Below are 24,660 nucleotides of genomic sequence, written 5' to 3'. Positions count from 1 at the left end.
TTGACGGGAGTTTAAAGCTGCGAAACGACCCTTCCTTAAAAAGGGACGGACAAGCTGATCGCCCCGAATTCGTCCGGGTTGGATTGACCCTTGTATTCACGTGACCGGAAGACATGCGTAAACGCCAGTCGGGCAGAGCGAAGGGTAACTGCCACCCCAACTTGCGCATCGCCGACGAAAGGCTCCTTGTCCACACTGCGGCTGTCCCTGAAGGTATTGCCATCGAGGAAGATGTTATGCGCAACGGCACGGGCGTCAAGACCAGCGAAGAAATACAGGCCGACATCGTCCGTTTGCTCGAAAAAGCCGGACCCGGGAAGGCCCGGTTGAATGCGCGGCGGCCCATAGTCATTCGGCAGGTTCCAGCCGAAGCGCAATGTCGCGCCCGCGTTGGCGTAGGTGTAAATATTGCCGAGCGCTCCGCCGACATGCGGGGTCACATCGACGGAAATACCAGCAATCTCCTGGGAAACCAGCGCCCGCCAGCTCCGCTGGTAGGTCAGCACCAGTCCGGGTTCGTCCTTAAGCTGCGTATCCCATCCCTGCGGTTTGGGCGAACCAACAACCTTATGGATGAATTCCTGTGACTGTTCGGCAAGCGAAGACGGCCCGACGATACCGAATTGAAGTTGAAGCTGATCCAGCTGTTTTTCCCCGGTTTCCACCACGATCCCGACGGCGCCGTAAAGCCAGCCGGCATAGGGACGCTCGTCAAGCGGCGGGTCAGGGTCGGAGATATCATTCGGCGTATACATATTCTGGCCGATGGCGTAGCTGGAGCGAACCAGCCCGTCTTCTGGAAAGAACGGGAGTAATCTGGCCGCCTTCAGTGCCCAGACCGGCGCATAATCCGGTTCGGACATCCACGCAAGCTGAACGCCATTCGTATAGTCCTGGTCCAGTCCAAAGAACAGGTCATTTTCCAGAACAAACGTAAAGGTGCCTTCTTCGGCCTCTTCCGTCTCAATGACGTCATTAGCAGAGGCATATGTGCCCAACGATAGCAACAGCCCGGTGGCAAAGATGACGGGTCGAAAAAATTTCATCGGGAGGAATTATCCCTGGATCATGGTGATAATATGTTCATGTATATGCGATTTTCCCCCCAAGCGCATTTATTTTCTCAAATAGGCAGGGGTGGTCGGGCTAGGCGTCGCTTAATCTGGCCTTTTCTGCGCTACGGGCGGCGGCGTATTCGTCGGTGATTTCCACGATCAGCTCTTCCGTTGTCGTGATGGCACTGACGCCGGAAACCGTATGCCCGGCAGACCAGATATCCTTCCAGCGCTTCGGATCGGATTTCCGTGCTTCGGGATTAATGTCCTTGGCAATATCGATACTGCCGCGTTCCTCCAGGTTGTCCGGATCGAGCCCGGCCCGCAGGATGGAGGCTTTCAGCATATTCGCAGGCAAGCCGGTAAAGGCTTTGGTAAGCAGGATATCGTCCGCCCGCGAGTCAACCAGCATTTGCTTGTAGACCGGGCTCGCCATGCTTTCTTTGGTGGCGATAAACCGGGTGCCCATATAGCCGAGATCACATCCCAGCGCCTCGGCCACGTGAAGGCTGCGACCGTCCGTAATGCCACCGGCGAGCACGATCGGGCCGTCAAAGAAACGGCGGACATCCTGCACGAACACGAACGGGTTGATCCAGCCGGTCTGGCCTCCGGCGCCCGCCGTCAGCAGCACAAGCCCGTCTGCCCCGGCGGCAACGGCCTTTTCGGCATGATGCACGGTCGCGACATCGGAAAAGACGAGCGTGCCGATATCATGTAGCGGTTCCAGAACCGGCGTCGGTGGGCCGACACTAGTGATGACGATTTTCGGCCGGTGACGGAGTAACACATCAAGGTCCTCCATGACGCGGGTATTTGATTTATGGACAATGAGGTTGGGGCAATAGGGCGCAACCTTTGACGCTCCCTTTGCTGCCGCCGTCCCCAGCCGTTCGTCAATCTCCGTGATCCAGTGGTCCAGTTCCTCCGTGCTCCGGCAGTTGGCCGTCGGGAAGGAGCCGATGACCCCCGCCGCGCAGGTTGCAACGACCAACTCCACCCCGGAAACCAGGAACATGGGGGCGGCAATCAGAGGCAGGCGCAAACTGCTTTTCAGCGCCGTAAAATCATGTGTCGTCATATCAGATACGTGTCTCCCGGTTCTCCCAATACTGGGCGCGTAGGTCACGTTTCAAGACCTTGCCGACCGCGCTTCTCGGGAGCTGGTCAATAAAATCGACAGATTTCGGGGCCATCACACTGCCGAGCTTTTCTTTGCAAAGTGCAATCAGTTCCTCGGCGCTGACACTGGTTCCCGGCGCGCGCTCCACCACGGCCTTGACGGCTTCTCCCCATTTTTCATCCGGCACGCCAATGACCGCGCAGTCCTGCACTGCAGAGTGCTGGGCTAGAACCTGCTCCACCTCCAGCGGGAAGACATTGAACCCGCCACTGATGATCAGGTCGCGCTTGCGGTCGCTGATGTAGATGTAGCCGTCCGCATCGCGATAGCCGAGGTCGCCGGTATGCTGCCAACCGTCCTTTTGAATGGCGGCTGTTGCTTCTGGATCATTGATGTAGCGGAACATGACCGTTGGTCCTTTCAGGACAATCTCGCCGACGTCGTCCGGTCCAAGCAATTCGCCCTCGTCATTCATGATCTCAATGCAGCTGATCGTTGCCGTCGGCAGGCCGACCGATTTGAGGCGCGGTGCCAATTTCTCATTTTTTAGTGCTTCGGTGACGGCGGTCGGCGACAGGAAGGTGAGGGGGAAGCCGGACTCTGTCTGCCCGTATGACTGACAGACGACGGGGCCGAAAATCGCGTGGGCGCGGGCTATTTTCTCCACGGCAAATGGGGCCGCTGCCGAGATCAGGTAACGCAGGCTCGAAAAATCCGTTTCCCGGCATTTTGGGTGGTTCATCAGGATATAGATGACCGTCGGCGGCAGGAACAGTAGCGACACCTTGTGGCGCGGGATGTTGTCGAGAATCTGCTCCGGATCGGCGACGGACATCATCACTACGGTACCGCCCTGGGCCAGCGCGGCCATGGCGACAATGCCGCCCGCATGGGTGATCGGTGCGACGGAGAGATTGACCGGCGGATGATCAAGATCGAAATCGGTCAGCGCTGTCATGAAGCCGAGGACATCCCAGGCCAGAAAATCCTGCCCCGCCTGGGTGATCTTGGGGGCGCCGGTCGTGCCACCGGTGGAACCCTGGAACCCGGTTCCGTCCGCCGACAGGTGAACATTGACCGGCCGGTCGGAGGCATTGGCGATGAATTGTTCAAGCGAGGGGATATCGCCGATCTGCCGGTCAAGGCAGACGACAACCTCAATCGACGGTGCGCCGGCCAGCATTGCCGGTATCTGGTCCTGGATACCGCTATCGAAAAAAAGCGCCTTGCAGCCCCCACGATTGAGCACGTCCGTATTCACATGCACGCCGGAGCGGAGGTTGACATTGCTCCAGGCACCGCCCGCACGCATCCCGCCGATAATCGTTGCGAGGGCAAGGTTGGTATTCGGGCTCAACACCGCAAACGGGGTTTCGGGCGCAAAATCGCTGGCCAGCAATTTGTTAGCGATACAGTTGGTCAGGGAGGTCAGTTCTTTATGGCTTAGAGTTCCCGTCTCGTCGATAAGGGCTGCGCGGTCCTTGGCGGTACGACTTGCCCGATCCAGAAGGTCCAGATAATTCAGATTTCGCATTTTTCCTCCGCAAGCCTTAAAGCCGTTATTATTTATTGTCGCCTTGACTCTGATGAGAGGAGATCATTGTTGACCGTACGGAGGTCATTTATCAAGGGAAAAGCTCAGCGTTGCCGATGTGTGCAGGGCTCTCAGTTTTCCTCACCAATAACGGCGACGATATCGCCGATCTGGATCAGGCACGGATAATGCCGTGCCGACAGGACGCCATCGCGCAGGCTGACATAATTCATCGGCGCCCGCCCCGTACGTTCGTAATCATGAACGCGGGCAAGCAGTTGCCCCTTCTTGACGCGATCGCCAAGCTCGCAGCAGAATTCAAGAAGCCCGCCCGCCTCGCAGGAGATATAGCAGTCATCATCGGGCATATGGAGGCTGATGCTTTCCGATTTTTCGGGCTCTCCCGCCAGGATTTCCGCATGCATCAGGAAATTACGGATGCCTTTCCTGGCAATTGCAACGGTATGGGAGGTTGCTGATCCGCCGCCGCCCAGTTCTGTAGAAATAAAAACCTTTCCCATTTCCTCGGCGGCGCTGTCATACATCCCCGTCGCATCGACTTCCCGTAGCATCATGGAATAGGGGGCATTGAACGCCTCCATCGCGGCGACGCAATGTGATTGCTGTTCCGCGTTTGGCAAGACATGGGCCGCGCAGAACGGCACGAAATCGAGGGTTTTTCCGCCTGAATGCAGATCAAGGACATAATCCGCCATGGGCAGCAACGTCCGCTGGAAATAATCGGCGATTTTCTCGGTGACCGACCCTCTCGGGTTGCCGGGGAAAATACGGTTCATATTGCCGCCATCGATGGGCGAGGTGCGCGAGGCCGCCCGGAAGGCGGGGTAATTCATCGCCGGCACGATAATCACCCGGCCCGTAATGTCGGAAAGCTCGATCTCATTCGACAGGTTGAACAGCGCAATCGGCCCCTCATACTCATCGCCGTGATTGCCGCCCGTGAGCAGGGCCGTTGGGCCGTCGCCGCGTTTCATGACGGTGATCGGGATCATCAGTGAGCCCCAGGCTGATCCGTCGTAGGAATGGGGCAGCTTCAGATAGCCATGCTGGATGCCGTCCTTCTCATAGTCGATGGTCGGCGTGATCGGGTTGCGGATCAACATTTTAAAATCCTGTCTTCTAGTTCTTCACAACAAGGGCGCGGGGTACGTTGGCCAGGCACACCGGCCCGTCGTCCGTTATGACGATGCTTTCCGTTGTTTCAAGTCCCCAGTCCTGCATCCAGAGCCCGGTCATGAAATGAAAGGTCATGCCCGCTTCCAGTACTGTTTTATCGCCGGGCCTGAGGCTCATCGTGCGCTCGCCCCAGTCCGGGGGATAGCTGATACCGATGGGATATCCGGTCCGGTTGTTCTTGATAATGCCATACTTTATGAGAACGGCAAAAAAGGCGGTTGCGATATCCTCACACAGGTTTCCCGGTATCGCCACTTCAAGCCCGGCCTCCATGCCTTCCTGTACAGCCTTGTCGGCATCCAGAAACTGTTGCGGCGGTTTGCCGAGAAACACCGTGCGCGAGAGCGGCACGTGATAGCGTCTGTAACAGCCCGCAATCTCGAAGAAGGTGCCTTCGTTGTTCTTCATCGGCTTGTCATCCCAGGTGAGATGCGGCGCGGCGGCATCGGCGCCCGAGGGCAGCAGCGGGACAATCGCCGGGTAATCACCGCCAAAACTGTCGGTGCCGTTGATGCCGGTCGCATAAATCTCGGAAACCAGTGTGTTCTTGTGGATGCCTGGTTCGATCACCTCGACGATGCGCTTGTGCATTTCCTCGACAATCCGTCCAGCGCGTCTCATATAGACCAGCTCCTGCTCGGATTTGACGGCACGGCACCAGTTGACAAGGGCAGTGGCATCCTGAAATTTCGCATTCGGCAGATTGGTCAGCAGGGACGCATAGGCCGCAGCGGTGAAATAGTAATTGTCCATCTCAACGCCAATATGTTGCTTGTCCCAGCCTTTCTCCTCGATCAACATGCACAGCGGCTCCATCGGATGGCGCTCCGTCGACTGGACATAGTGATCTTCATAATAATGGATATTGCCGTGATCCATGAAGACTGTGCGTTTCGCGCCATTGGCATCCTGTTCCCGCCCGTACCAGATCGGCGGTCCGTCCAGGGACAGCAGCACACATTGATGAACATAGAAAGACCAGCCGTCATAGCCCGTCAACCAAGCCATATTGGACGGATCAGTGACGATCAGAAGCTCGATTCCCTGTTCCTGCATGGAGTGGCGCGCCTTGGCCATCCGGTCCGCATACTCATCAAGGCTAAAGGGCAGATCCATAACACAGTCCCCTGTAAAAAATACGATTTCAGCTAATAAAACGGCTTCCTGCCTGCTGGCTTGCCGCGATGCGCACCGCCTCGGCTGCGATGGCGGTATCCTGGATACCCATACCTGTCAGATCGCAGATTGTAATGTCGGTTGCTGTTTGCCGTCCGACACTTTCTCCAATAATTACGTCTGATAGCTCCGGAAAACTGCGATTTGCCGCAATCAGCCCCTCTTCGACGGCACGGCGAAGCTCCCCTTGCGTCACGCATTGCGCCTGGCGGTCACAGACATAGAGATCAGCAGCCGTCAGGATGTCCGGCGCCAGTTCCCCCTTGTAGGGCGCGTCCGATCCCATGGCAGTGATATGCTGTCCCGGGCGGAGATGCGCTTTCGTGAGGACAGGCTCGCTCGCTGGCGTTGTGGTCACGATTATATCGCTTGTCGCTGCAAGGTCATCGAGGGACGGGGTTGCCGTCACCTCTATGCCAAGCGTATCGGCGCATTCCCGCGCGCAGATTTCGGCTTTCGCGGAATCGCGCGCCCAGATCAGCGCCTTTTCTATCTTGCGGACAAGGGTCAGGGCCTTGAGCTGAAGCCGCGCTTGCGTCCCGGCGCCGACAATGCCGGCGGTGTTCGCATCTTCCCGCGCCAGCCATTTTGCCGCCACTGCCCCCGCCGCCGCTGTGCGGACATCCGTGAGATAACCGTTATCAAGCAGGAGGGCTTCGACCAGCCCGGTTTGCGCCGCGAAAACCACCATCAGGCCGTTGACACTCGGCAGGCCCATCTTGGGATTGTCGAAAAAGCCCGGGCTCATCTTCACGGCGAAGGAGGGGATACCCGGCACATAGGCCGTCTTGACATCAACCTCGCCGTTATACTCCGGGATATGCATGCTGAGGATCGGTGGCATTTCCACGGCTTCGGTCGCCAGCAGCCGGAAGGCGTTTTCAATGCAGTCGACCGCACTCTTATCAAGCTGTATCGCGCGCCGTAGTTCGGATTCGTTCAGGATCGTGATTTCAGGCATTTCCGGCGTCCCCTCCTGTTGTCTCGGCTGCGGGATCGACATTCTCCCCGTCGATGATCCGTTTATGCAGGGCCATGTCGATGTTGGAACCGCTGAGGAGCGCAACCGTCTTCCCTTGCGGCCGGACCTTTTCCGTGAGCAGGGCGCCGATGCCGACACTTCCCGATCCCTCAATCACTTGCCGCTCCTGCCAGTAGGCATGGCGGATCGCGTCGGCAATCTCGGTTTCGGTGAGGGTAACAACCTCATCCACATGTTGCCGTACGATGTCGAAAGTATAGCGGTTGCCGAGCCCGATGCCGCCGCCGAGCGAGTCGGCGAGGGTGGGCACTTCAGCCACCTCGACCGGGTTGCCTGCGCGCAGACTCTCGATCATAGCCGCGCCGCGTTCCATGGAGACACCGATGACGCGAATATCAGGGTTGGTGGATTTCATGGCGACGGCAATACCGGCGATCAGGCCGCCGCCGGACAGCGGGACGATCACCGTTCCAAGGTCCGGCAATTGCTCCAGCATTTCAAGGGCGAGCGTTCCCTGCCCGGCGATAATATCCGCATGATCGAAAGGCGGCAGCATGGTCATGCCGTCTTCTTTCACGCGCCGGTCGACTTCCTTCTGCGCCTCGTCCTGAGACCGGCCGATGATCACGATTTCGGCGCCTTCACCACGAATGGCCTCGACCTTGTTGGCGGGCACCAGTTCGGACATGCAGATAATGCAGCGGGTCTCCAGCTGCTTCGCGGCATGGGCAAGGCCGCGGCCGTGATTGCCGGTGGAGACACCGATCACACCCTTTGCGCGCGCGTCGGCTGAGAGGGCGCGGATGGCGTTCGTCGCACCGCGCAGCTTGAAGCTGCCGGTTATCTGAAGATGCTCATATTTGAGATACACATCTCCGTCGGTTATATCGGACAGAGTGGATGAATGGACGAGCGGTGTCTCGCGGACCATACCGGCAATCCGCTGCCGGGCGCGGCGAATGTCATCAATTGTGATTACATCTGACATGGCATCAACCTGATCTACAATGTATGAGTTTCAAACTACACACGTCGAAAGACGGGAGCTGTGCAGCAATCGGGAAATTCTGTTTAAAATATTTCCTTATTCCGCCTATGAAGAAAAAATAAGGGCGTGTCAATGCTTGCGGTTGATACCGATGGGTGGATTGCGGCTTGCAATGTCTTGGAAATTTCGATTTCAAAAAAAGAATGCCACGCGGACGGCCTATGTTATGATCGCCCAAACAAGCGCAAAAAAGCGCGGCGTCAGTGTGGGAGGTGACGATGGATTTGCAGAATTTTAACCGGGACTATTCAACCGCAGTCAAGGACTATTACATTGATATTCCTGACGATTTCAATTTCGCCTTCGATATTATCGATGCCCGCGCGGCCGAGAATGATGGCGTGGCGGTGATTGCGGTTTCCCGCGACGGAGAGGCGATCCGGGATATCCGCTATTCCGACTATGCGGAGGATTCCGCGCGGCTGGCAAACGCGTTCCTGTCCCTCGGGATCAATAAGGGCGATTTCGGCTGCCTTGTCATTGGCCGAATCCCGGAATGGTATACGGTACTTTTCGCCTGCATGAAGGTGGGCGCGATTTCGATGCCGGGGACGAACCTGCTGACCGCGAAGGATATCGCCTATCGCGTACAAAAGTCCAAGGCGCGGTTTGTCGTGGTCACGCCGGAGCATTGCGAGAAAGTCGATGCCGTGCGCGGCGACTGTCCGACGCTTGAGCATTTTATCGTCGTCGGCGGCACGCACCCGGGCTGGCTCTCCCTTGATGAACTGATGGCGAAGGCCTCCCCAACGTTGGCGCGAAAAGACGCGCCGCCAACCGTCGCCTCGGACATGATGATGGCCTATTTCACCTCCGGCACCACCTCGATGCCGAAAATGGTGCCGCGGGATTTCGGTTATGCGCTCGCCCATGCGGCGACGGCGCTTTTCTGGATGGACCTGCGTGAGGGCGATGTGCACTGGACGCTGACCGATACCGGCTGGGCGAAGGCGGCCTGGGGTCTGCTGTTTCCGCCGCTGCTCGCCGGATCGAAGATCGTACTCTATGACGGGGAGGGGGCCTTTGATCCGCATTTTCATCTGGACCTGATCAAGCGTTTGAAAGTTGCCACTTTCTGTGCACCGCCGACCGTTTACCGCCTGTTCGCGCAGCAGGATCTGGGAAAATATGATTTCTCCTCCCTGCGCCGTTCCCTCGGCGCGGGAGAGCCGCTCAACCCGGAGGTCATCCGCTATTGGCAGAAGCATACCGGCAATGTTATCGCCGACGGCTATGGTCAGACGGAAACCATCAATATCGTTGGTAATTTCCCCGGAATGGAAACCCGTTTCGGTTCCATGGGCAAGCCGGTGCCGGGGTTCGATATCGACATCATCGATGACGATGGCAACCGCCAGCCGGACAACGAGGTCGGGCATATTGCGATCCGTACGGACGGGGATAGCTGGCCGCCCGGGCTTTTCGATGGCTATTATACCGGCGGGGAGCCGGACAGGGAGGCGTTTCGCCATGGCTGGTACTACACCGGAGATACCGCGAAGCGCGATGCGGACGGTTATATCTGGTTCGAAGGACGGGCCGATGACCTGATCAGTTCCGGCGCCTACCGGATCAGCCCGTTCGAGGTGGAAAGCGCGCTTCTGGAGCATCCCGAGGTTGTCGAGAGTGCCGTGATCGGCATTCCCGATGAAACACGCGGGCAGCTTGTAAAGGCTTATATCATTCTGAAATCACCGGAGAAGGCGGGGCCGGACCTTGTGACCGATATTCAGGATTTCTGCAAGAACCTGACGGCGCCCTATAAATATCCCCGGCAGATCGAGTTTGTCGACAGCCTGCCGAAGACGATCTCGGGTAAGATCCGCCGGGTGGAACTGCGGGGGGAGGGGTGATCCTTCCCCGCTATTAAACCGAAACGGCGCGGGATTATTCGCGCGACATTTCCGCCTTGCCGACGCCGTCACCGTCCAGGGTCTGTTTCTCCATATGGATGGTGACCTTGCGCAGGAAACCGTCAAACTCGAACGGGGCGGCATAGTCGCCGACCGGATTGCCGCGATCCCGCCCGATGTCCAAACCGGACCAGGAAATCAGCATGAAGAACCCGAGGTTGCTCTCGGCGGAGCCGGCGTCCTCGCCATCGATGGTCAGCGTATAGCGGCTCTGCCCCATCCCCTTGCCCATGCGCGGCTTCTCCTCTTTCGTCAGCCTTTCGACCTTCAGGCCGAGCAGGCGGCGGCCCGGGGCCACTTTCTTATCGGAGGTGACGACAACATGCTCGCCGCCGATATTGAGGTCATGCACAAGATGGCCGTCCTTCATATAGAGGCTGTAGCCTGAGGTGGTATCGCCATGGGCAATCAGGACGCCGTTGCTGTTCTCGCTTTCGACATCGGCTTCCGCTTCGATTCTATAGTTGCGGCTGCGCAAGTCCGGCGCCACATCAGAGGGGATATGGCCGACGCCACGATGGAAGACGAATTTGGTCCGGTCGCCCTGTAACCGTTCCGCATTCTCGGCGAAGCGTGGGGCGAAGCGATCATCCAGCGGCAGCACCTGATTCTCTTTTGCTTCCTTCCACCAACTGTCGATCATCGTCTTCAGGCGTTCTGGTTGCTCCGCGGCAAGATCTTTGCTCTCGGAAAAATCCTCATCCAGATTATAGAGCTCCCATTGATCCTCCTCGAAGGCCGAGCCCATGGGATGAAAGGCGACGGCTTTCCAGCCGTCCTGCCAGATACCGCGATGGCCGAACATCTCGAAATACTGCGGCTTGTCGCGGGCTGGGGCCTCCGGGTTCAGCAGGCTGTCCTTGAAGCTCTGCCCCTCAATCGGTTGTTGTTTGACGCCGTTGATGGTTTCGGGTGGCTCGATATTGAGGATATCGAGGAGGGTCGGCACCACGTCGGAGCAATGGGCAAACTGATGCCGCAATTCACCGCGCGCCGGAAGGCCCTTCGGCCAGCTGATGATCAGCGGATCGCGGATGCCGCCGCCATGGGTGTTCTGCTTGTAGCGTTTCAGCGGCGAGTTGGCGGCCATGGCCCAGCCATGGGGGAAGTTGGAATGGGTATCGGGCCCTCCGATATCCTCGATCCGTGCGAACTTCTCCTCCATCGATTCCGGGCGGAGATTGAACGGCCCCATGGCATTGACAAGACCGTTGCGCCCGCCCTCCTGACTGGCACCGTTATCGGAGAGAACCAGGATCAGCGTATTGTCCATCTGGCCGGTTTCTTCGAGAAAATCGATCAGCCGGGAAATATGCCGGTCCGTATGATCGAGCATGCCCGCATAGGCGGATTGCAGCCGGGTATAGAGCCGGTGCTCGTCTGCCGTATGCTCGTCCCATGCCTTGACGCCGTCATTGCGCGGCGGCATTTCTGTGTTCTCCTGCACGATGCCAAGCTCCTTCTGGCGGGTAAGGCGGCGCTCGCGTTCCTTGTCCCAGCCGCCTTCAAACATCGGATCATAGCTTTTGATGATGTCTTTCGGCGCCTGATGCGGGGCGTGGCAGGCAGCGAAGGCGCACCAGAGAAGCCAGGGGTTATCTTCTGCGCCCGCGTTATGATCGGCGAGCATTCGGATAGACTGATCGACCAGATCCTCCGTCAAGTGATAGCCGGTTTCATAGGTGCCGGGCGGGTCGATATGGCTGTTGTCGCGCACCAGCTCCGGGGCGTATTGATCGGTTTCGGCGTCGAGAAATCCGTAGAAACGATCAAATCCCCGGTTCAAGGGCCAGCCATCGAAGGGGCCCGTCGGGCCGCTTTCATTGAGCGGGTTCACATGCCATTTGCCGATCATATAGTTGCGATAGGCGTGGGGGCGCAGCATCTCGGCGAGCGTGCCCGCCGATTTCGCGATCTTGCCGCGATAGCCCGGATGGCCGCTGTCGAAATTCGCAAGGCAGCCGACGCCGACGGAATGATGGTTCCGTCCGGTCAGCAGGGCTGCCCGCGTCGTCGAGCACATGGCTGTCGTATGAAAACCGGTGTAGCGGATGCCTTTCTCCGCAAGTTTGTCGATGGTCGGTGTCTTGATGGGAGAGCCGTAACAGCCGAAATCAGAAAAGCCGACATCATCGAACAGAATGACAAGGATGTTCGGCGCGCCCTCCGGTGCCTTTGGTGGTTCAGGCCAGTGGGGTTTGTACTCTTCCATTTTTTATTACTCCCGTTCGCTTTACGCGTTATTGATTTGCTTTGGTGTGACGCGAGGTCAGATTCGCACACTTCCGGTCTTGCGGATGCGGTCGAAGGTCTTTCCGGCGATATTGAGCTGGTGAATCTGGCTGGTGCCTTCATATAGCCGGAACAGGCGAACATCGCGATAGAAGCGTTCGATGCTGCTGTAGTCGGCGACATAGCCGGAGCCGCCGAAAATCTGCACCGCCCGGTCGGCAATCCGTCCGCACATCTCGGTCGCGAAATATTTGCACATGGAGGCTTCCAGCGTGATGTCGACGCCCTCATCGCGCTTGCGGGCCGTGTCAAGGATCAGGGTGCGGGTCGCAGTGATATCCACATGGCTGTCGGCGATCATCGCCTGGATCAGCTGGAAATCGCTGATCGGATTACCGAACTGCTTTCTTTCCATGGAATATTTTGCCGCATCATCCAGCATCCGCATGGCCGGTCCGGTACTGAGTGCGGAGAGGTGAATGCGCTGCTTGTTGAGCGCCTTCATTGCGGTTTTAAAGCCGACCCCTTCTTCACCGCCAAGCAGCCTGTCCGGGGAAATCTCGCAATTCTCGAAATGCACCTCGGAAACAGGGGAGCCGGACTGGCCCATCATTGTATATTGCTCGCCGACGGTCAGGCCCGGCGTGTCGCGATCGACCAGAAAAGCGCTAATACCGCGGTGGCTGTCATCCTCTGGATTGGTGCGGGCAAAAACGGTGAAAAGGTCGGAAATCGGCGCATTGGTGATGAAGGCCTTGGATCCGTTCATCACATAGTGATTGCCCTTCTTGATGGCGGTGGTGGTCAGCGCCGTTGCCTGCGATCCGGCTTCGCGCTCGGTGAGCGCAAAGCAGCCGACAATCTCGCCAGCGGCCAGTTTGGGGAGATACTTGCGTTTCTGTTCTTCAGTGCCGTCGACGATTAGGGATTCGCTGCCGATACCGGTGTTGGAGCCAACGCGCGCCCGAAAGGCAACCGAGCAATAGGACAGCTCAAACGCCATCAGGACCAGCTCCTCCGTTGTCAGGCCAAGCCCACCATATTCTTCCGGGATGGCCCAGGCAAAATAGCCGCGCGCCTGCATGTCATCGACCAGGTCCTGCGGCACTTCATTAAGCTCGGCCACGCGGTCCTCGTTCGGGATGGCAACCTTTTCCACCCAGTCGCGGACTTCCATGCGTTGCTGTTCCAGTATTTTTGCATCACGTATCATTCGAATCTCTTTTTGATTTGTTGTTGGATCGGAATCAGCCGGCGAGTTGCTGTTGCATGTTGGCGAGCGCCACTTCTGTCTCGCCCACCAGCCGCTGCATGATTTCATCGACGGTTTTCAGTTCGTTGAACCAGGCGATGCTTTGCCCGGTCGCCTCATAGATCAGCGGTTCGATCTCATGTTCGTTGACCCCGGCGACGAGATCGGCGGTCAGTACCTGCTGATACGGCATTTTGAGCGGTTCCGGCGCGTCCGGCCGGTCCCATTCCTCGGACCAGGCGGATTTGACAATCCGGCAGGACTTACCGCTGTGGCTGAGGGAGATTGTCGTATCCAGACTATTCGCCTTAAGCAGCTTGTTCAGCAGGGCATCACAGAGCGCATGTTCCTTGGAGGCGAGCCAGGCCGTACCCAGCCAGACCCCTTGCGCACCAAGCCCGAAGGACGCGGCAATATGCCGACCATGACCCACGCCGCCCGCCGCCAGCACGGGCGTATCGCCCGCGACCTCAACCACCTGCGGCACGAGGGAGAAGGTGCCGATCGGACCTGTGTGGCCACCGGCGTCATATCCTTGCGCGACGATCACATCGACCCCGGCCGCCTTGGCCTTTTCCGCATGGCGCGGCGCCCCGACGAGGGAGAAGGTGACTTTCCCGTGATCCTTGGCTCGCTGGATCATTTCCGGCGGCATCCCGACGGCGGAAGCGAAGCTGTGGGCTCCGGATTCCAGCGTTGCGGCCATTTGCTCCTCAAACAGCTGCTGGGAACGGATCTGCGAGGAAAAGAAGGTCGGTTTCGTCGCGGCGGGAACCTTATATTTTTCCGTCAGCTTCTGGACGAAGGCCTTGTGGGCGTCGGGCAGGTTCGATTTCGTTCCCTCCCGGTCCGTGTCGTCGCCAACCGTGCTCGGCAGCATCAGGTCAATCCCGAAGGGCAGGTCTCCGAGACGGTCCTTCATGATCCGGGCTTCCTCGGCGATTTCGTCCGGCATGCTGCGCGCAGCACCAAACACCGGATAACCCCCCGCCTTGCCAAGCGCCACCATGACATCGATGTTATGGGCTAGTCCGAAGATGGGGTATTTAATACCCATTTTCCTGGCGAGCGGGGTGTTCAAAGCCATTTTTCTAATCCTTGTTGTTTCTTATAGTCAGCTTCCGAAGATATTGAAAAGACGCAGGTTTTTCGCAACCGATGCAAGACGCGGCGCAAGGTCTTTCTCGATGTCTTCCTTGCGGGCACGATAGGCAGGGATACCGCAGGACAACGTCACCTCAAGGCCGTCCTTGGTGATGCCGACGGGCGCCGACATCGCGTAGATATTCTCGCGCCATTCACCGTAAGAAATGCAATATCCCTTGGTCTGGCAACTTTCGATTGCCCGGTTTATCCGCTCTTTGTTGCGCTCCACGGCGTCCGGATAAATGCTTTCGACTTCAAGATATTTGGCGGCGCGTTCTTCATCGGAGAGCAAGGAAAGCAGAGAGCGGCCAGTGGATGATTCCGCAACGGGAACGGTCATACCCATTTCCGGCACATGCGGAAAATCGGTGATGTCACCCACGGTCTGGACATAGACCGCATCTGCGCCGTTAAAAACGGCAAGAGAGACGTTGCCCTTCGCGATTTCTGCATATTCCTGCATCTGATTAACGGCCTGCCGCCGCCATTTCATGTTGGAAAGAATGGGGTAAGACAGGGCAAGCAGACCGGGCGCGAGCTGAAAGCCGCCTTGGGGGGCGCGCCGCAGATAATGAAGCGCGATCAGTGTCTTGCAAAGCCGTGAGACGGTCGCCTTGTTAATCCCGACCCGCTTGGCAATCTCCGCGTTGGTCAGTGTCTGATCTCCACCCAGGAAACAGGCAAGGATATCAAGGCCGCGAATAAGTGTCGTTGAGAGCGAACTGTCCCGATCGACAATTTCGTCCAACGGAACTCGACGTCTTTCGACATGGGCTATCAGGTTGGTCTGCTCGCTGATCATATAATCCCTCTTTCCCGGTAGGCTTTAATCTCGTTTTTGCTCAATCCCAGGACTTTTTCAAACACGGCGTCATTGTCCGCGCCAAGTCCCTTGGCAGTCCACTTTACACTGCCCGGATTACGAGTAAATCGGGGAACCACATTTTGCAGGCGGACAGAACCGAAATCTTCATCGGGAACGGATACAATCGCGTTGCGGGCCTGATATTGCGGATCATTGAAGATTTGCTCGACTGAATAGATCGGGGCTACCGTCCCCTTGGCCTTGTCAAACGCCTCGACGACCTCATCAAGGGTATGGGTGGCGATGAAATTGCCAAAAATCTTGTCGAGTTCCGCCGCATTCTCGACCCGGAGGTTATTTGTGGCGAATCGCGGATCGTCCAGCAGATCCGGCCGGCCGACGGCGGTGGCATTTCCCTTGAAGGTCGCGTTCGTGCTGCCGGCGAGGGAGACATACTTCTTGTCACTCGTAAGATACACATCCGACGGGGCGGAATACTGGTTCCTGTTGCCACTGCGCTCACGTACTACACCGAGTTGGTCGTATTCGATGGCAAGGAAATCGAGCAGGCGGAAGGTTGCCTCGGTCAAGGAAAGGTCAATCTCTTCCCCTTTGGCCGGTTCCTCCCGCGCTACCTTGAACATCGCGGCGAGAATGGCCATCGCACCGAACACGCCGCCAAAGGCATCGGAAATAGGGTAGCCCGTATGCATTGGCGGGCGGTCCGTATCGCCAGTGATATGGGTCAGGCCGCCCATCGCCTCGAAGATCCGGGCGAAGCCGGGCTTGCCGATATAGGGACCGGTCTGGCCAAAGGCGGTTGTCCGCAACACCACGAGTTTCGGGTTGGCCTTCCACAAAGTCTCGATATCGAGGCCCCAGCGGTCCAGCGTGCCGGGCTTGAAATTCTCGATCAGTACGTCGAACTCGGGCAGCATTTTCAGGAGAAGCTCGGCGCCTTCCTTCTTGCGCAGGTCCAGCGTGCCAAATTGCTTGCCGCGATTCGCCGCCTTCCACCAGAGGGATTTTCCGTCCTTGAACGGGGGGAATCCGCGCATGCCGTCACCCGTTCCCGGAAGCTCCAGCTTGACTACATCGGCACCGAAATCGGCCAGCAAAGTACCGGCGAAAGGGGCCGCAATAATCGTGGCGATATCAAGAATACGCAGGCCGGAGAGGGGCCCGGATTGGCTGTCGTTTGTCATTCGAATTCCCAAAGGCTGTTTTTATTTTTGTAGCTATTGACATGATTTGTTACTATATATAAAACAAACTAGTCAAATATAAAAATAAATTAGACGACAGGGAATATGAATTTCAATTTGACTCCGGAATCCGAGGAAATCCGGCTGCGTGCCGAGGAATTCTTCGACAGGGAAATGCTGCCGCGCCATCGCGAATGGGTGCAAACCGTTTGCCACGAAAAAAAGCCCCCTCTTTTCATCAAGGACATTCAGGCCAAGGCGAAAGAGCTTGGCCTGTGGAACCTGGCGCTGCCCAATCTCGCCAAGGGTGAACCCGGAACAAAGCTGACAAATCTCGATTTTGCGCCCATTGCTGAAATTCTCGGCCGCTTGCCCTGGGGCTCGCAGGCCTTTAATTGCCATGCACCGGAAGTCCCGAACATGGCGATGCTTCAATCTTTGGCGACACCGGATCAGAAGAAAAAATGGCTGAACCCGTTGTTGAACGGGGAAACCCGGTCGGCATTTGCCATGACCGAACCGGATGTTGCCTCCTCCGATGCCACCAATATTGAAACCCGGATTGAACGCGATGGCGATGACTGGGTGTTGAACGGGCGCAAATGGTTTGCGACGGGTGGCGCGCATCCCGATTGCTCCTTCCTTATCGTTATGGGCGTTTCCGATCCGGACGCAGGGCGTACAGGCCAACACAGCATGGTTATCGTGCCCATCGGCACGCCCGGTCTGACGCTGGAACGCGAGCTTCGGTTCATGGGTTGGGCCGATTTCGTCGCGCCGATCGGCCAGTTCCGGCTTGAGAATGTTCGTGTGCCGGCCGAAAATCTCCTCGGGGAGCGGGGGCAAGGCTTCAAGGGCGCGCAGGTTCGTCTGGGACCGGCGCGGATTCATCATGCCATGCGCTGCATCGGCATGGCCGAGATGGTGCTGGCGCAGATGGTCGCCCGCGCGCATGAGCGTAAGACATTCGGGCGAACCATCATCGAATATGATACTGTGCAAAAATGGATTGCCGAGGCCCGCATCGATATCGATCTCAACCGCCTGTTTATCCAGAAGGCGGCATGGTTGCTGGATACCAGCCCGGACAAGAACACTTGGCGGATCGTCTCGCAAGTCAAGGTGGCGACGCCACGGATGCTGCAAAAGGTGACAGACCGTGCGATCCAGCTTTTCGGCGCTATGGGTGGCACCGATGACACTCTCATCCATCATGCGCATTCCTACGCACGCTGGTTTCGTATCGGCGACGGTCCGGATGAAGTTCATTTGCGACAGATATACAAGACCGAGCCGGTGCCGGAATGGTCGATTGCGGACTGTCCTTATATTGCCCCCGAGGGATTTTAGGAAAGAGGAGCGTTTCGGTGAGCCTGAGTTTTAAATCTCTCACGACCTGGATTGTTGCATTAACCTCGTCCGTGCTGGCGCTGCAAGCGATATATGTCGCCCTCTACGGTGGCTGGGATATTACCTATGGGCGGTCCTGGATTCTGTGCGGTGCCGTGGTTGTCGCCCTGCTCGGCAATCCGCTTGCGCAAAGGGTTCAGGGTAGCCGTCACGCGGTGATCAGAAATATGCCTGTCTGGCTTCTGTGGGGCATCGATCTGATCCTGATCGCCATTTATGTTTATGGCACGCTCAAGTTTATCGAGATTCAGATCCTCATTGAGGAAACCATATTCGAGTATGATCCAAACGATATCACAATTGCCTTTGCCGCAGTGATTGTCCTGCTGGAAGCAACGCGACGCCTGTTTGGCCTGCCGATCGTGATTATTGCAGCCTTCGGCATTCTTTATTGTCTGTATGGGGAGTTTCTTCCGGGCTTTCTCAATCATTCAGGTTTCGGCCTCAATCGATCTATGCAGACGATCTGGTACAGTTTTCAGGGGGTCTTTGGCCTGCCGATGGGCGTTGTGCTGCAGGTTGTGCTGATCTTCGTCGTATTCGGCGTCATTCTGGAGAGCACCGGCGCTAGTGACGCCCTGATACGCGCCTCGGTGGCGCTGACCGGTAAAACCCGCGGCGGCCCAGCCCATTCCGCCGTTGTTGCCAGCGCCGTGTTCGGCAGTATGTCCGGCAGCGTGACGGCCAATGTGGTGGGCACCGGCTCTTTCACCATTCCAATGATCAAGCGTCGCGGCTTTTCCGGTCCGATGGCGGGCGGTATCGAAGCCGCCGCTTCGACCGGCGGACAGATTGTCCCGCCTGTGATGGGTGCTGCCGCGTTCCTGATGGCCGACCTGACGGGGGAGGCTTATACGACGATCTGTATCGCGGCCTTGATTCCGGCGCTGTTTTATTACGGCTCGCTGTTTGCCTCCATCTCTATTCAGGCCGGTGCTGACGGGATTGAGCCGTTGCCGGAATCGGAACGGCCACCGCTCAACCGCAAGGATCTGCTGGCCTGTCTCATGTTTATAATTCCCATTGCGACAATTGTTTTTGTGCTGGTGATGGGCCGCTCCCCCGCGCTGGCCGGATTCTGGGCAATTGTTGCGGCAGTCATTCTGGGCATCTTCAACAAGAAAAACCGCGAAAATCCTGCGATAATCTGGACCGCACTGGTAAAGGCGGGCCGATCCTGCGCCTGGATCATTGTCGCCGTTGGCTGCATCGGTGTCATTATCGGTGTCCTGAACCTGACCGGACTGGGTATTTCGTTTGCCTCCGTGGTGGCGGAATTCAGCGAGTTCTCGCTGATGGCGGCCTTGGTAACAACGGCCCTGGCTGCGCTTGTTCTGGGCATGGGCATGCCGACCTTGCCAGCCTACCTCATCATTATCCTCGTTCTCGGCCCGGTGATGCAGAGAATGGGCGCAGAGCTTCTGGCCACGCATATGTTCGTATTTTATTTCGGCGTGCTGTCCGCTATTACACCGCCGGTCGCCATCGGGGCGTTCGCTGCGGCACCTATTGCCAACGCCCATCCGTTTACAACCGCCGTCTATGCAGTACGAATTGCCCTTGTTGGCTTTATCATCCCGTTTATCTTCATCTATGAGCCGTCATTGTTACTGGTTGGCGAGACCTTCGATGCGATGAGCTTTGTACGGGTTGCCATATGCCTGTCTCTTGCGATCTGGCTTATCAACACGGCGCTGATTGGATATGAACGACAAGATCTCGGTGTGCCGGAGCGACTATTGAGGGGGCTGGCAGGGGCCGGCTTGCTCATCCAGATACCGACTTTGCAGATTGCTTTTCTGGCAATCGGACTGTCCTTGATTACCTTCGGAACCATCCGGTCCCGTCGTAAATTGCAAAACTAGAAACTATCACCGTTAATCCAATAAAAAAGGGAGAGAGTAATGAAAAGAAGAAGCTTACTTAAAACAATGGGGGCCGCTGCTTTCGGACTGGCTGCGACACTATCGATATCGCACACTGCGAATGCAGCCGAGTCGTTTAAAATGGCGTCTCTCGGCGCGGCAAACTCGACAACAACCTTCTCCATTGCGGCGATTGAAATCCTGAAAAAGGCCTATGGCTATAAAATCCAGCTTTCGACCGGCGCTCCGGCGACACGTCAGGCTGTTGACGCGGCCAAAGGGGATCTTGATCTGTTCGTGACCGCCGTGTCCATCAACCATTTCATGAAAACCGGCACCAAGATGTATGCCAAGATGGAAGATTCGAAGGAGCTGTTCTCCGAGCTTCGTGGCCTCCTGAACTATCCGATCGGGCCGTATCATGCGGTTGTCTGGGCTGATTCCGGCATTAAGTCGTTCGAAGATTTAAAGGGAAAACGCGTCTTTACTGGTCCTCCTTCCGGCGCCGCACGGACTGTCTCGGAGCAAATCATTAGAGGCTCAACGGGTTATGAGCCGAAGAAGGATTATGATGCCATCAATCTTGACTTTAACTCAGCTTTGCAGGCTTTCCAGGACAAACAGCTAGACGCATATTTCGTTCCAACCTCCGTCCCGAGCCCGCAAATGGCCCAGCTCTCGACCATCGGGGATATCCGGATTCTCGGCATTCCTGATTCAGCGCTTGAGTCCGAAGATATGAAGGCTGCGTCGAGTTTGCCGGGTCGTGAGTTTATTATGCTGCCAAAAGGTCTCTATGAAAACCTCGTCAATGAAACGGACGTTCGCGTCCTGAATTCACTGGTCGGACTTGGCACGAATAAATGGATGAGCGAAGAGGATGCTTATAACATTACCAAGGCAATTCTGACGCATAACGCAGAGCTTGTTCAGGCGGCCGCCTGGATGAAGGTCATTACGCCTGAGAACGCCTTGAAGCAGATGAATATGCCGCTGCATATCGGTGCCTATAAATACTATAAAGAAATCGGCGTCGATATTCCGGAAGATATCATTCCGCCGGAAGCGAAATAAGGTTTCTCCCACGGACTGCACCGCTTGCGCTGAGGCGCGGCGGTGCAATTCATGTTTGGGGTTATTTTATGAATAAGGAAGTTAAGAATGCGCGCTCTTATCTGTACAGAGTATGATGGCCCTCTCTCCCTCAGCGTGATGGAGGTGGAGGCACCAACTCCGGAAACGGGGGAAGTCCTGATTCAGGTGACAGCCGCGGGCATTTGTTTTGCTGATGTCCTGATGAGCCGAAACAAGCATCAGAACAAGCATGAACCTCCGTTCTCGACCGGCATGGAAGTAGTGGGGATTATTTCCGCCCTCGGCCCCGGTGTAGAGGGCTTTCGTATTGGCGATAAAGTGGCGGCGCTGGTTTATGATGGCGGCCATGCGGAATATGTCTGCGCCAAGGTGAATGAAGTCTTCCTGTTACCCGATGGCTGCGATCCCCTTGCTGCGGCAGCGCTCCTGTCGGTTGCGCTCACGTCGGAAATTGCGCTCACGGAAAAGGGTCAGATAAAACCCGGTGAGACGGTCCTGATCGGTGGCGCGGCGGGTGGCGTCGGCCTCTCGGGCGTGCAGCTTGCCAAGTTTCATGGCGCCAAGGTAATCGCTGCCGTCAGCGATGCTGAAAAGGCGCAAGCCTGTCTCGCCGCCGGAGCGGACACGGCGCTTCTCTATGGCGATGATTTGCGTGATCGCGTGAAGGCGGCCAATGACGGGCGGGACGTGGATATCGTTCTCGATCCGGTGGGCGGCGACTTTGCCGACATCGCCGCCAATTGCCTTGACTGGGACGGGCGCTATCTGGTGATCGGTTTCGCCGGCGGCGGTATCCCCAAATTTGCCGCCAACCGGCTGCTGGTCAAGAACCGCGCCGTTCTCGGCGTGGTGCTTGGGTACTACCGGTGGCAGAAACCGGCGCGGCTCGCCCTCGCGGCGAAAGTTGTTCTGGGCGCGATCCGCGATGGCGCGCTGAAAGTTCCGACGGAACCTCTCGATGGCCTCGAAACAGTACCTGACGCCATGCTCAAGATCGAAAACCGGCAGATGATCGGCAAGGCCGTTGTCAGGCTCGCCTGAGGTTTCAGGCGAGAGAACGGGCCGTTTCCTCCTCGCTTAGCGCCGGGTCCGCCTCAAAGCGGATGCCGTCATAATCATTGGCCGCGACCGCATTTATCCGCGCCATATATTTCGGTGTCCCGCCGTTATAGACGAGATGGCGAACCCGTCCGGCCTCATGTCCCTTGACGTTGGAATTATAGCCGGTGAACCAGGATTTCGCCTTGCGCATCAGCATGATCTTGTACATTTCCACGACTTCGGCGGTCCATTGCTGTTCGGCCTCCTCGGTCGGTTCAGCGCGCGTGTAACCATGTTCATGCATGAATTCAAGAAGATCCATTAACCAATTGACCCCACTCTCAATTCCTCGCGGATAGTTGGTGGAGGCGGAGCCGCTTTGCGGGCCGTTCGGCATCAGCAGGTTGGGAAAACCATGCACCATCATGCCAAGGAAGGTGGCGGGTGCTTCAAACCATTTGTCTTTGAGCGACGCGCCGTCCACACCCAGGATATCAATGTGATCAAACGCGCCGGTCATGGCGTCGAATCCTGTCGAATAGATGATGACATCAAGATCATGATCCCCGGCGGCGGTGCGCAGGCCACTTTCCGTCACCCGCTCCAGCGGGCTCTCCTGAATATCGATCAGATGCACATTGTCGCGGTTATAGGCTTCGAAATACCGCGTCTCCAGCGGCACCCGCTGCACGCCGAAGCCGTGATCCTTGGGGATCAGCTTGTCGGCAGTGACCGGGTCCTTCACGCGCTGGCGAATGCGGTCGGCGATATATTCAGAAAATTCTGCATTGGCGGCCTCATCCATGAAAATTTCACGAAAATTGGCGAGCCAGATGCCAAAACCGGGTTCGTCATAGAGCCTGTCCCAAAGCGCCAGTCGTTCTTCCCGCGACACATCGTAGAACGACCGGCGGTCCGGCCGATGTTCAAAGCCGCCCGGCGACAGGCTGCAGTTTTCAAAAATCTCGTCATAGCGGGATCGGATATCCGTCATTTCTGCATCAGATATTTCGCTGTTATTCAGCGGCGCGCTCCAGTTCGGGCGGCGCTGGAAGACATAAAGCTCTTCGGCCTCCTCGGCGATGACCGGAATGATCTGGATGGCGGTCGCGCCGGTGCCGATAATCCCGACTTTCTTGCCCTTGAGATCGATCCCCTCATGCGGCCAGTAATAGGTATGGAAGGACGGGCCCTTGAAATCATCCATCCCCTGAATGTTGGGGAGGGTCGGCTGGGACAGCAGGCCAATCGCCATGATGACGAAGCGGCTGCTCATCTCCCTGCCATCGCTCAGGCGAAGCTGCCAGATGCCCTTGTCGTCATCAAAATGCGCCGCCTCAACCTTGCTGTTGAACTGCATATGCTTGCGCAGATCGAACTTGTCCGCGACATAGTTGAGATAGCGGAGATTCTCCGGCTGGCTCGAAAACCGCTCTTTCCAGTGCCATTCCTTGAGCACCTCATCGGAAAAGGAATAGCCATAGGTGTAGCTTTCCGAATCGAAGCGGGCGCCCGGATAACGGTTGTTATACCATGTCCCGCCGAGGTTATCGCTGCCCTCCAGCACGGTGGCACGGATGCCATGGTCGATGAGGCGCTTGATCTGGTAGATGCCGGCCACCCCTGCGCCGATGACAATAACTTCATAATCCGTTTCTGGCCGTTGGGTCATGTTTTGCTCCTGGTCTTGTTAATATTCTTGCCGGTTCGCAAATAAAGATCAGCAGTCTATTATATTACTGATCATTGACGCCCTTGTCACATGTAACTTTTCGCGGGCTGTTCGCGCATTGACATCAATTGACAGACCCCGGAGGAGGCAGTAATCAATGAGGAGGGGGTCGACATCCGATCGCTATAAAAGGATAAAGAATGACGGCGCCACATGACAACCTTCCCGATGAGGCAAGACAATATCTTCAGTCCGCAGACTATGTGGATAGCGCGGCGCCCGAAGTCCAGGCGTTTGTGACGGATGCCCTTGCAGATCTGCCGTCTGACGCAACAGACAAGGACAAGGCAATCTGCCTGTTTGATGCGGTCCGCGATAAAATCCGCTATGATCCTTATTCCGCGTCGATGGATCCCGAAGATTACCGTGCGAGCGCCGTCGCCACGCAAGGCGTGGCCTATTGCGTGCCGAAGGCCATTCTGCTGACGGCCTGTTTGCGGGCGGCGGGCATTCCGGCGGCGCTTGGCTTTGCTGACGTGCGCAATCACCTGAATACCCCGAAACTGGCGGAGCTGATGGGATCGGACCTGTTTGTCTATCATGGTTATGTGCAGCTCTGGCTGGGCGCGGAAAGTTTCAAGATCACCCCTGCGTTCAACATGGAACTCTGCAAGAGATTTGGCGTCAAGCCACTCGTTTTCGATGGGACGCGGGACGCCCTTTTTCATGAGTATGATGAAAAGAACCGCCAGCATATGGAATATGTCAACGACCGGGGCCTGTTTGTCGATGCCCCGATGGAAACGTTTCTATCGGATTTTAAGGCCGCCTATCCGGGCATGGTGGCCTTTGCCAATAAGGCCAAGGCTGAGCGGGACAATATAAAAGATAGCTTTACCTCCTAAATCC

Annotated in this window: 19 protein-coding genes; 6 read left to right on the top strand and 13 right to left on the bottom strand. The window is 57.1% G+C overall.

The window, feature by feature from the left end; all coding sequences use genetic code 11:
- Positions 1–35: 35 nt before the first annotated feature.
- From AACZ19_RS02630 to eutB, 7 genes are all read right to left on the bottom strand, one after another.
- The gene (locus AACZ19_RS02630; RefSeq protein WP_339630852.1) at positions 36–1,046 is read right to left on the bottom strand and encodes a lipid A deacylase LpxR family protein; all 1,011 of its coding nucleotides are present in this window, start codon (positions 1,044–1,046) and stop codon (positions 36–38) included.
- 100 nt (positions 1,047–1,146) lie between these two features.
- Positions 1,147–2,136, bottom strand: a complete 990-nt coding sequence (locus tag AACZ19_RS02625; protein WP_339630851.1) for a nitronate monooxygenase — start codon at positions 2,134–2,136, stop codon at positions 1,147–1,149.
- Position 2,137: 1 nt separating this feature from the next.
- A complete protein-coding gene (locus AACZ19_RS02620) occupies positions 2,138–3,712 on the bottom strand; it encodes an AMP-binding protein (RefSeq protein ID WP_339630849.1) in 1,575 nt (524 codons plus the stop codon).
- Positions 3,713–3,843: 131 nt separating this feature from the next.
- Positions 3,844–4,836 carry a N(2)-acetyl-L-2,4-diaminobutanoate deacetylase DoeB gene (doeB, locus tag AACZ19_RS02615; protein WP_339630847.1) on the bottom strand — a complete coding sequence of 331 codons (993 nt, stop codon included), beginning with the start codon at positions 4,834–4,836 and terminating at the stop codon, positions 3,844–3,846.
- A 16-nt stretch (positions 4,837–4,852) separates the two neighbouring features.
- Positions 4,853–6,025 (bottom strand): ectoine hydrolase DoeA, encoded by a 1,173-nt coding sequence (gene doeA / locus AACZ19_RS02610; RefSeq protein ID WP_339630845.1) that lies wholly within the window; start codon positions 6,023–6,025, stop codon positions 4,853–4,855.
- A 28-nt stretch (positions 6,026–6,053) separates the two neighbouring features.
- Positions 6,054–7,046: a cyclodeaminase gene (locus AACZ19_RS02605; protein WP_339630844.1), complete on the bottom strand. Its 993-nt coding sequence runs from the start codon at positions 7,044–7,046 to the stop codon at positions 6,054–6,056.
- On the bottom strand, positions 7,039–8,055 hold the full coding sequence (eutB, locus tag AACZ19_RS02600) for a hydroxyectoine utilization dehydratase EutB (RefSeq protein ID WP_339630842.1): 1,017 nt from the start codon (positions 8,053–8,055) through the stop codon (positions 7,039–7,041). Before eutB ends, AACZ19_RS02605 begins: the two co-directional genes overlap by 8 nt.
- Positions 8,056–8,333: 278 nt before the next feature.
- Here eutB and AACZ19_RS02595 point away from each other — a divergent pair, with 278 nt between their 5' ends.
- Positions 8,334–9,968, top strand: coding sequence for an AMP-binding protein (locus AACZ19_RS02595; RefSeq protein ID WP_339630840.1), 1,635 nt, complete (start codon positions 8,334–8,336; stop codon positions 9,966–9,968).
- A 34-nt stretch (positions 9,969–10,002) separates the two neighbouring features.
- On the opposite strand, the gene AACZ19_RS02590 is transcribed toward AACZ19_RS02595, so the two are convergent.
- The 5 genes from AACZ19_RS02590 to AACZ19_RS02570 are packed head-to-tail and all read right to left on the bottom strand — an operon-like array spanning position 10,003 to position 16,668.
- A complete protein-coding gene (locus AACZ19_RS02590; RefSeq protein WP_339630838.1) occupies positions 10,003–12,240 on the bottom strand; it encodes an arylsulfatase in 2,238 nt (745 codons plus the stop codon).
- Positions 12,241–12,297: 57 nt separating this feature from the next.
- A complete protein-coding gene (locus AACZ19_RS02585) occupies positions 12,298–13,473 on the bottom strand; it encodes an acyl-CoA dehydrogenase family protein (protein ID WP_339630836.1) in 1,176 nt (391 codons plus the stop codon).
- Between the two features lie 34 nt (positions 13,474–13,507).
- Complete coding sequence (locus AACZ19_RS02580) at positions 13,508–14,599, bottom strand: nitronate monooxygenase (RefSeq protein WP_339630835.1); 1,092 nt, start codon at positions 14,597–14,599, stop codon at positions 13,508–13,510.
- A gap of 27 nt (positions 14,600–14,626) precedes the next feature.
- Positions 14,627–15,460, bottom strand: a complete 834-nt coding sequence (locus AACZ19_RS02575) for an IclR family transcriptional regulator (protein ID WP_339630833.1) — start codon at positions 15,458–15,460, stop codon at positions 14,627–14,629.
- Positions 15,457–16,668: a CaiB/BaiF CoA-transferase family protein gene (locus tag AACZ19_RS02570; protein WP_339630831.1), complete on the bottom strand. Its 1,212-nt coding sequence runs from the start codon at positions 16,666–16,668 to the stop codon at positions 15,457–15,459. Before AACZ19_RS02570 ends, AACZ19_RS02575 begins: the two co-directional genes overlap by 4 nt.
- A gap of 105 nt (positions 16,669–16,773) precedes the next feature.
- Here AACZ19_RS02570 and AACZ19_RS02565 point away from each other — a divergent pair, with 105 nt between their 5' ends.
- The 4 genes from AACZ19_RS02565 to AACZ19_RS02550 all read left to right on the top strand — a co-directional run bounded on the left by AACZ19_RS02565 (position 16,774) and on the right by AACZ19_RS02550 (position 22,079).
- Positions 16,774–18,018, top strand: coding sequence for an acyl-CoA dehydrogenase family protein (locus AACZ19_RS02565; RefSeq protein ID WP_339630829.1), 1,245 nt, complete (start codon positions 16,774–16,776; stop codon positions 18,016–18,018).
- A gap of 17 nt (positions 18,019–18,035) precedes the next feature.
- Positions 18,036–19,943, top strand: a complete 1,908-nt coding sequence (locus tag AACZ19_RS02560; RefSeq protein WP_339630827.1) for a TRAP transporter fused permease subunit — start codon at positions 18,036–18,038, stop codon at positions 19,941–19,943.
- Between the two features lie 39 nt (positions 19,944–19,982).
- Complete coding sequence (locus AACZ19_RS02555) at positions 19,983–21,017, top strand: TAXI family TRAP transporter solute-binding subunit (protein ID WP_339630825.1); 1,035 nt, start codon at positions 19,983–19,985, stop codon at positions 21,015–21,017.
- An 87-nt stretch (positions 21,018–21,104) separates the two neighbouring features.
- On the top strand, positions 21,105–22,079 hold the full coding sequence (locus AACZ19_RS02550; protein WP_339630823.1) for an NADPH:quinone oxidoreductase family protein: 975 nt from the start codon (positions 21,105–21,107) through the stop codon (positions 22,077–22,079).
- A 4-nt stretch (positions 22,080–22,083) separates the two neighbouring features.
- Here the strand turns inward: AACZ19_RS02550 and AACZ19_RS02545 are convergent, their stop codons facing one another.
- Positions 22,084–23,751 carry an NAD(P)/FAD-dependent oxidoreductase gene (locus AACZ19_RS02545; protein ID WP_339630821.1) on the bottom strand — a complete coding sequence of 556 codons (1,668 nt, stop codon included), beginning with the start codon at positions 23,749–23,751 and terminating at the stop codon, positions 22,084–22,086.
- A 200-nt stretch (positions 23,752–23,951) separates the two neighbouring features.
- Between AACZ19_RS02545 and AACZ19_RS02540 the strand changes: the two genes are divergently transcribed.
- A complete protein-coding gene (locus tag AACZ19_RS02540) occupies positions 23,952–24,656 on the top strand; it encodes a transglutaminase family protein (RefSeq protein ID WP_339630820.1) in 705 nt (234 codons plus the stop codon).
- The last annotated feature ends 4 nt before the right edge of the window (positions 24,657–24,660 follow it).

The organism is uncultured Sneathiella sp., assembly GCF_963973085.1.
GTDB lineage: Bacteria > Pseudomonadota > Alphaproteobacteria > Sneathiellales > Sneathiellaceae > Sneathiella.
Note: the sequence above shows the minus strand (reverse complement) of the source record. Positions and strands in the feature narration are given on the sequence as shown.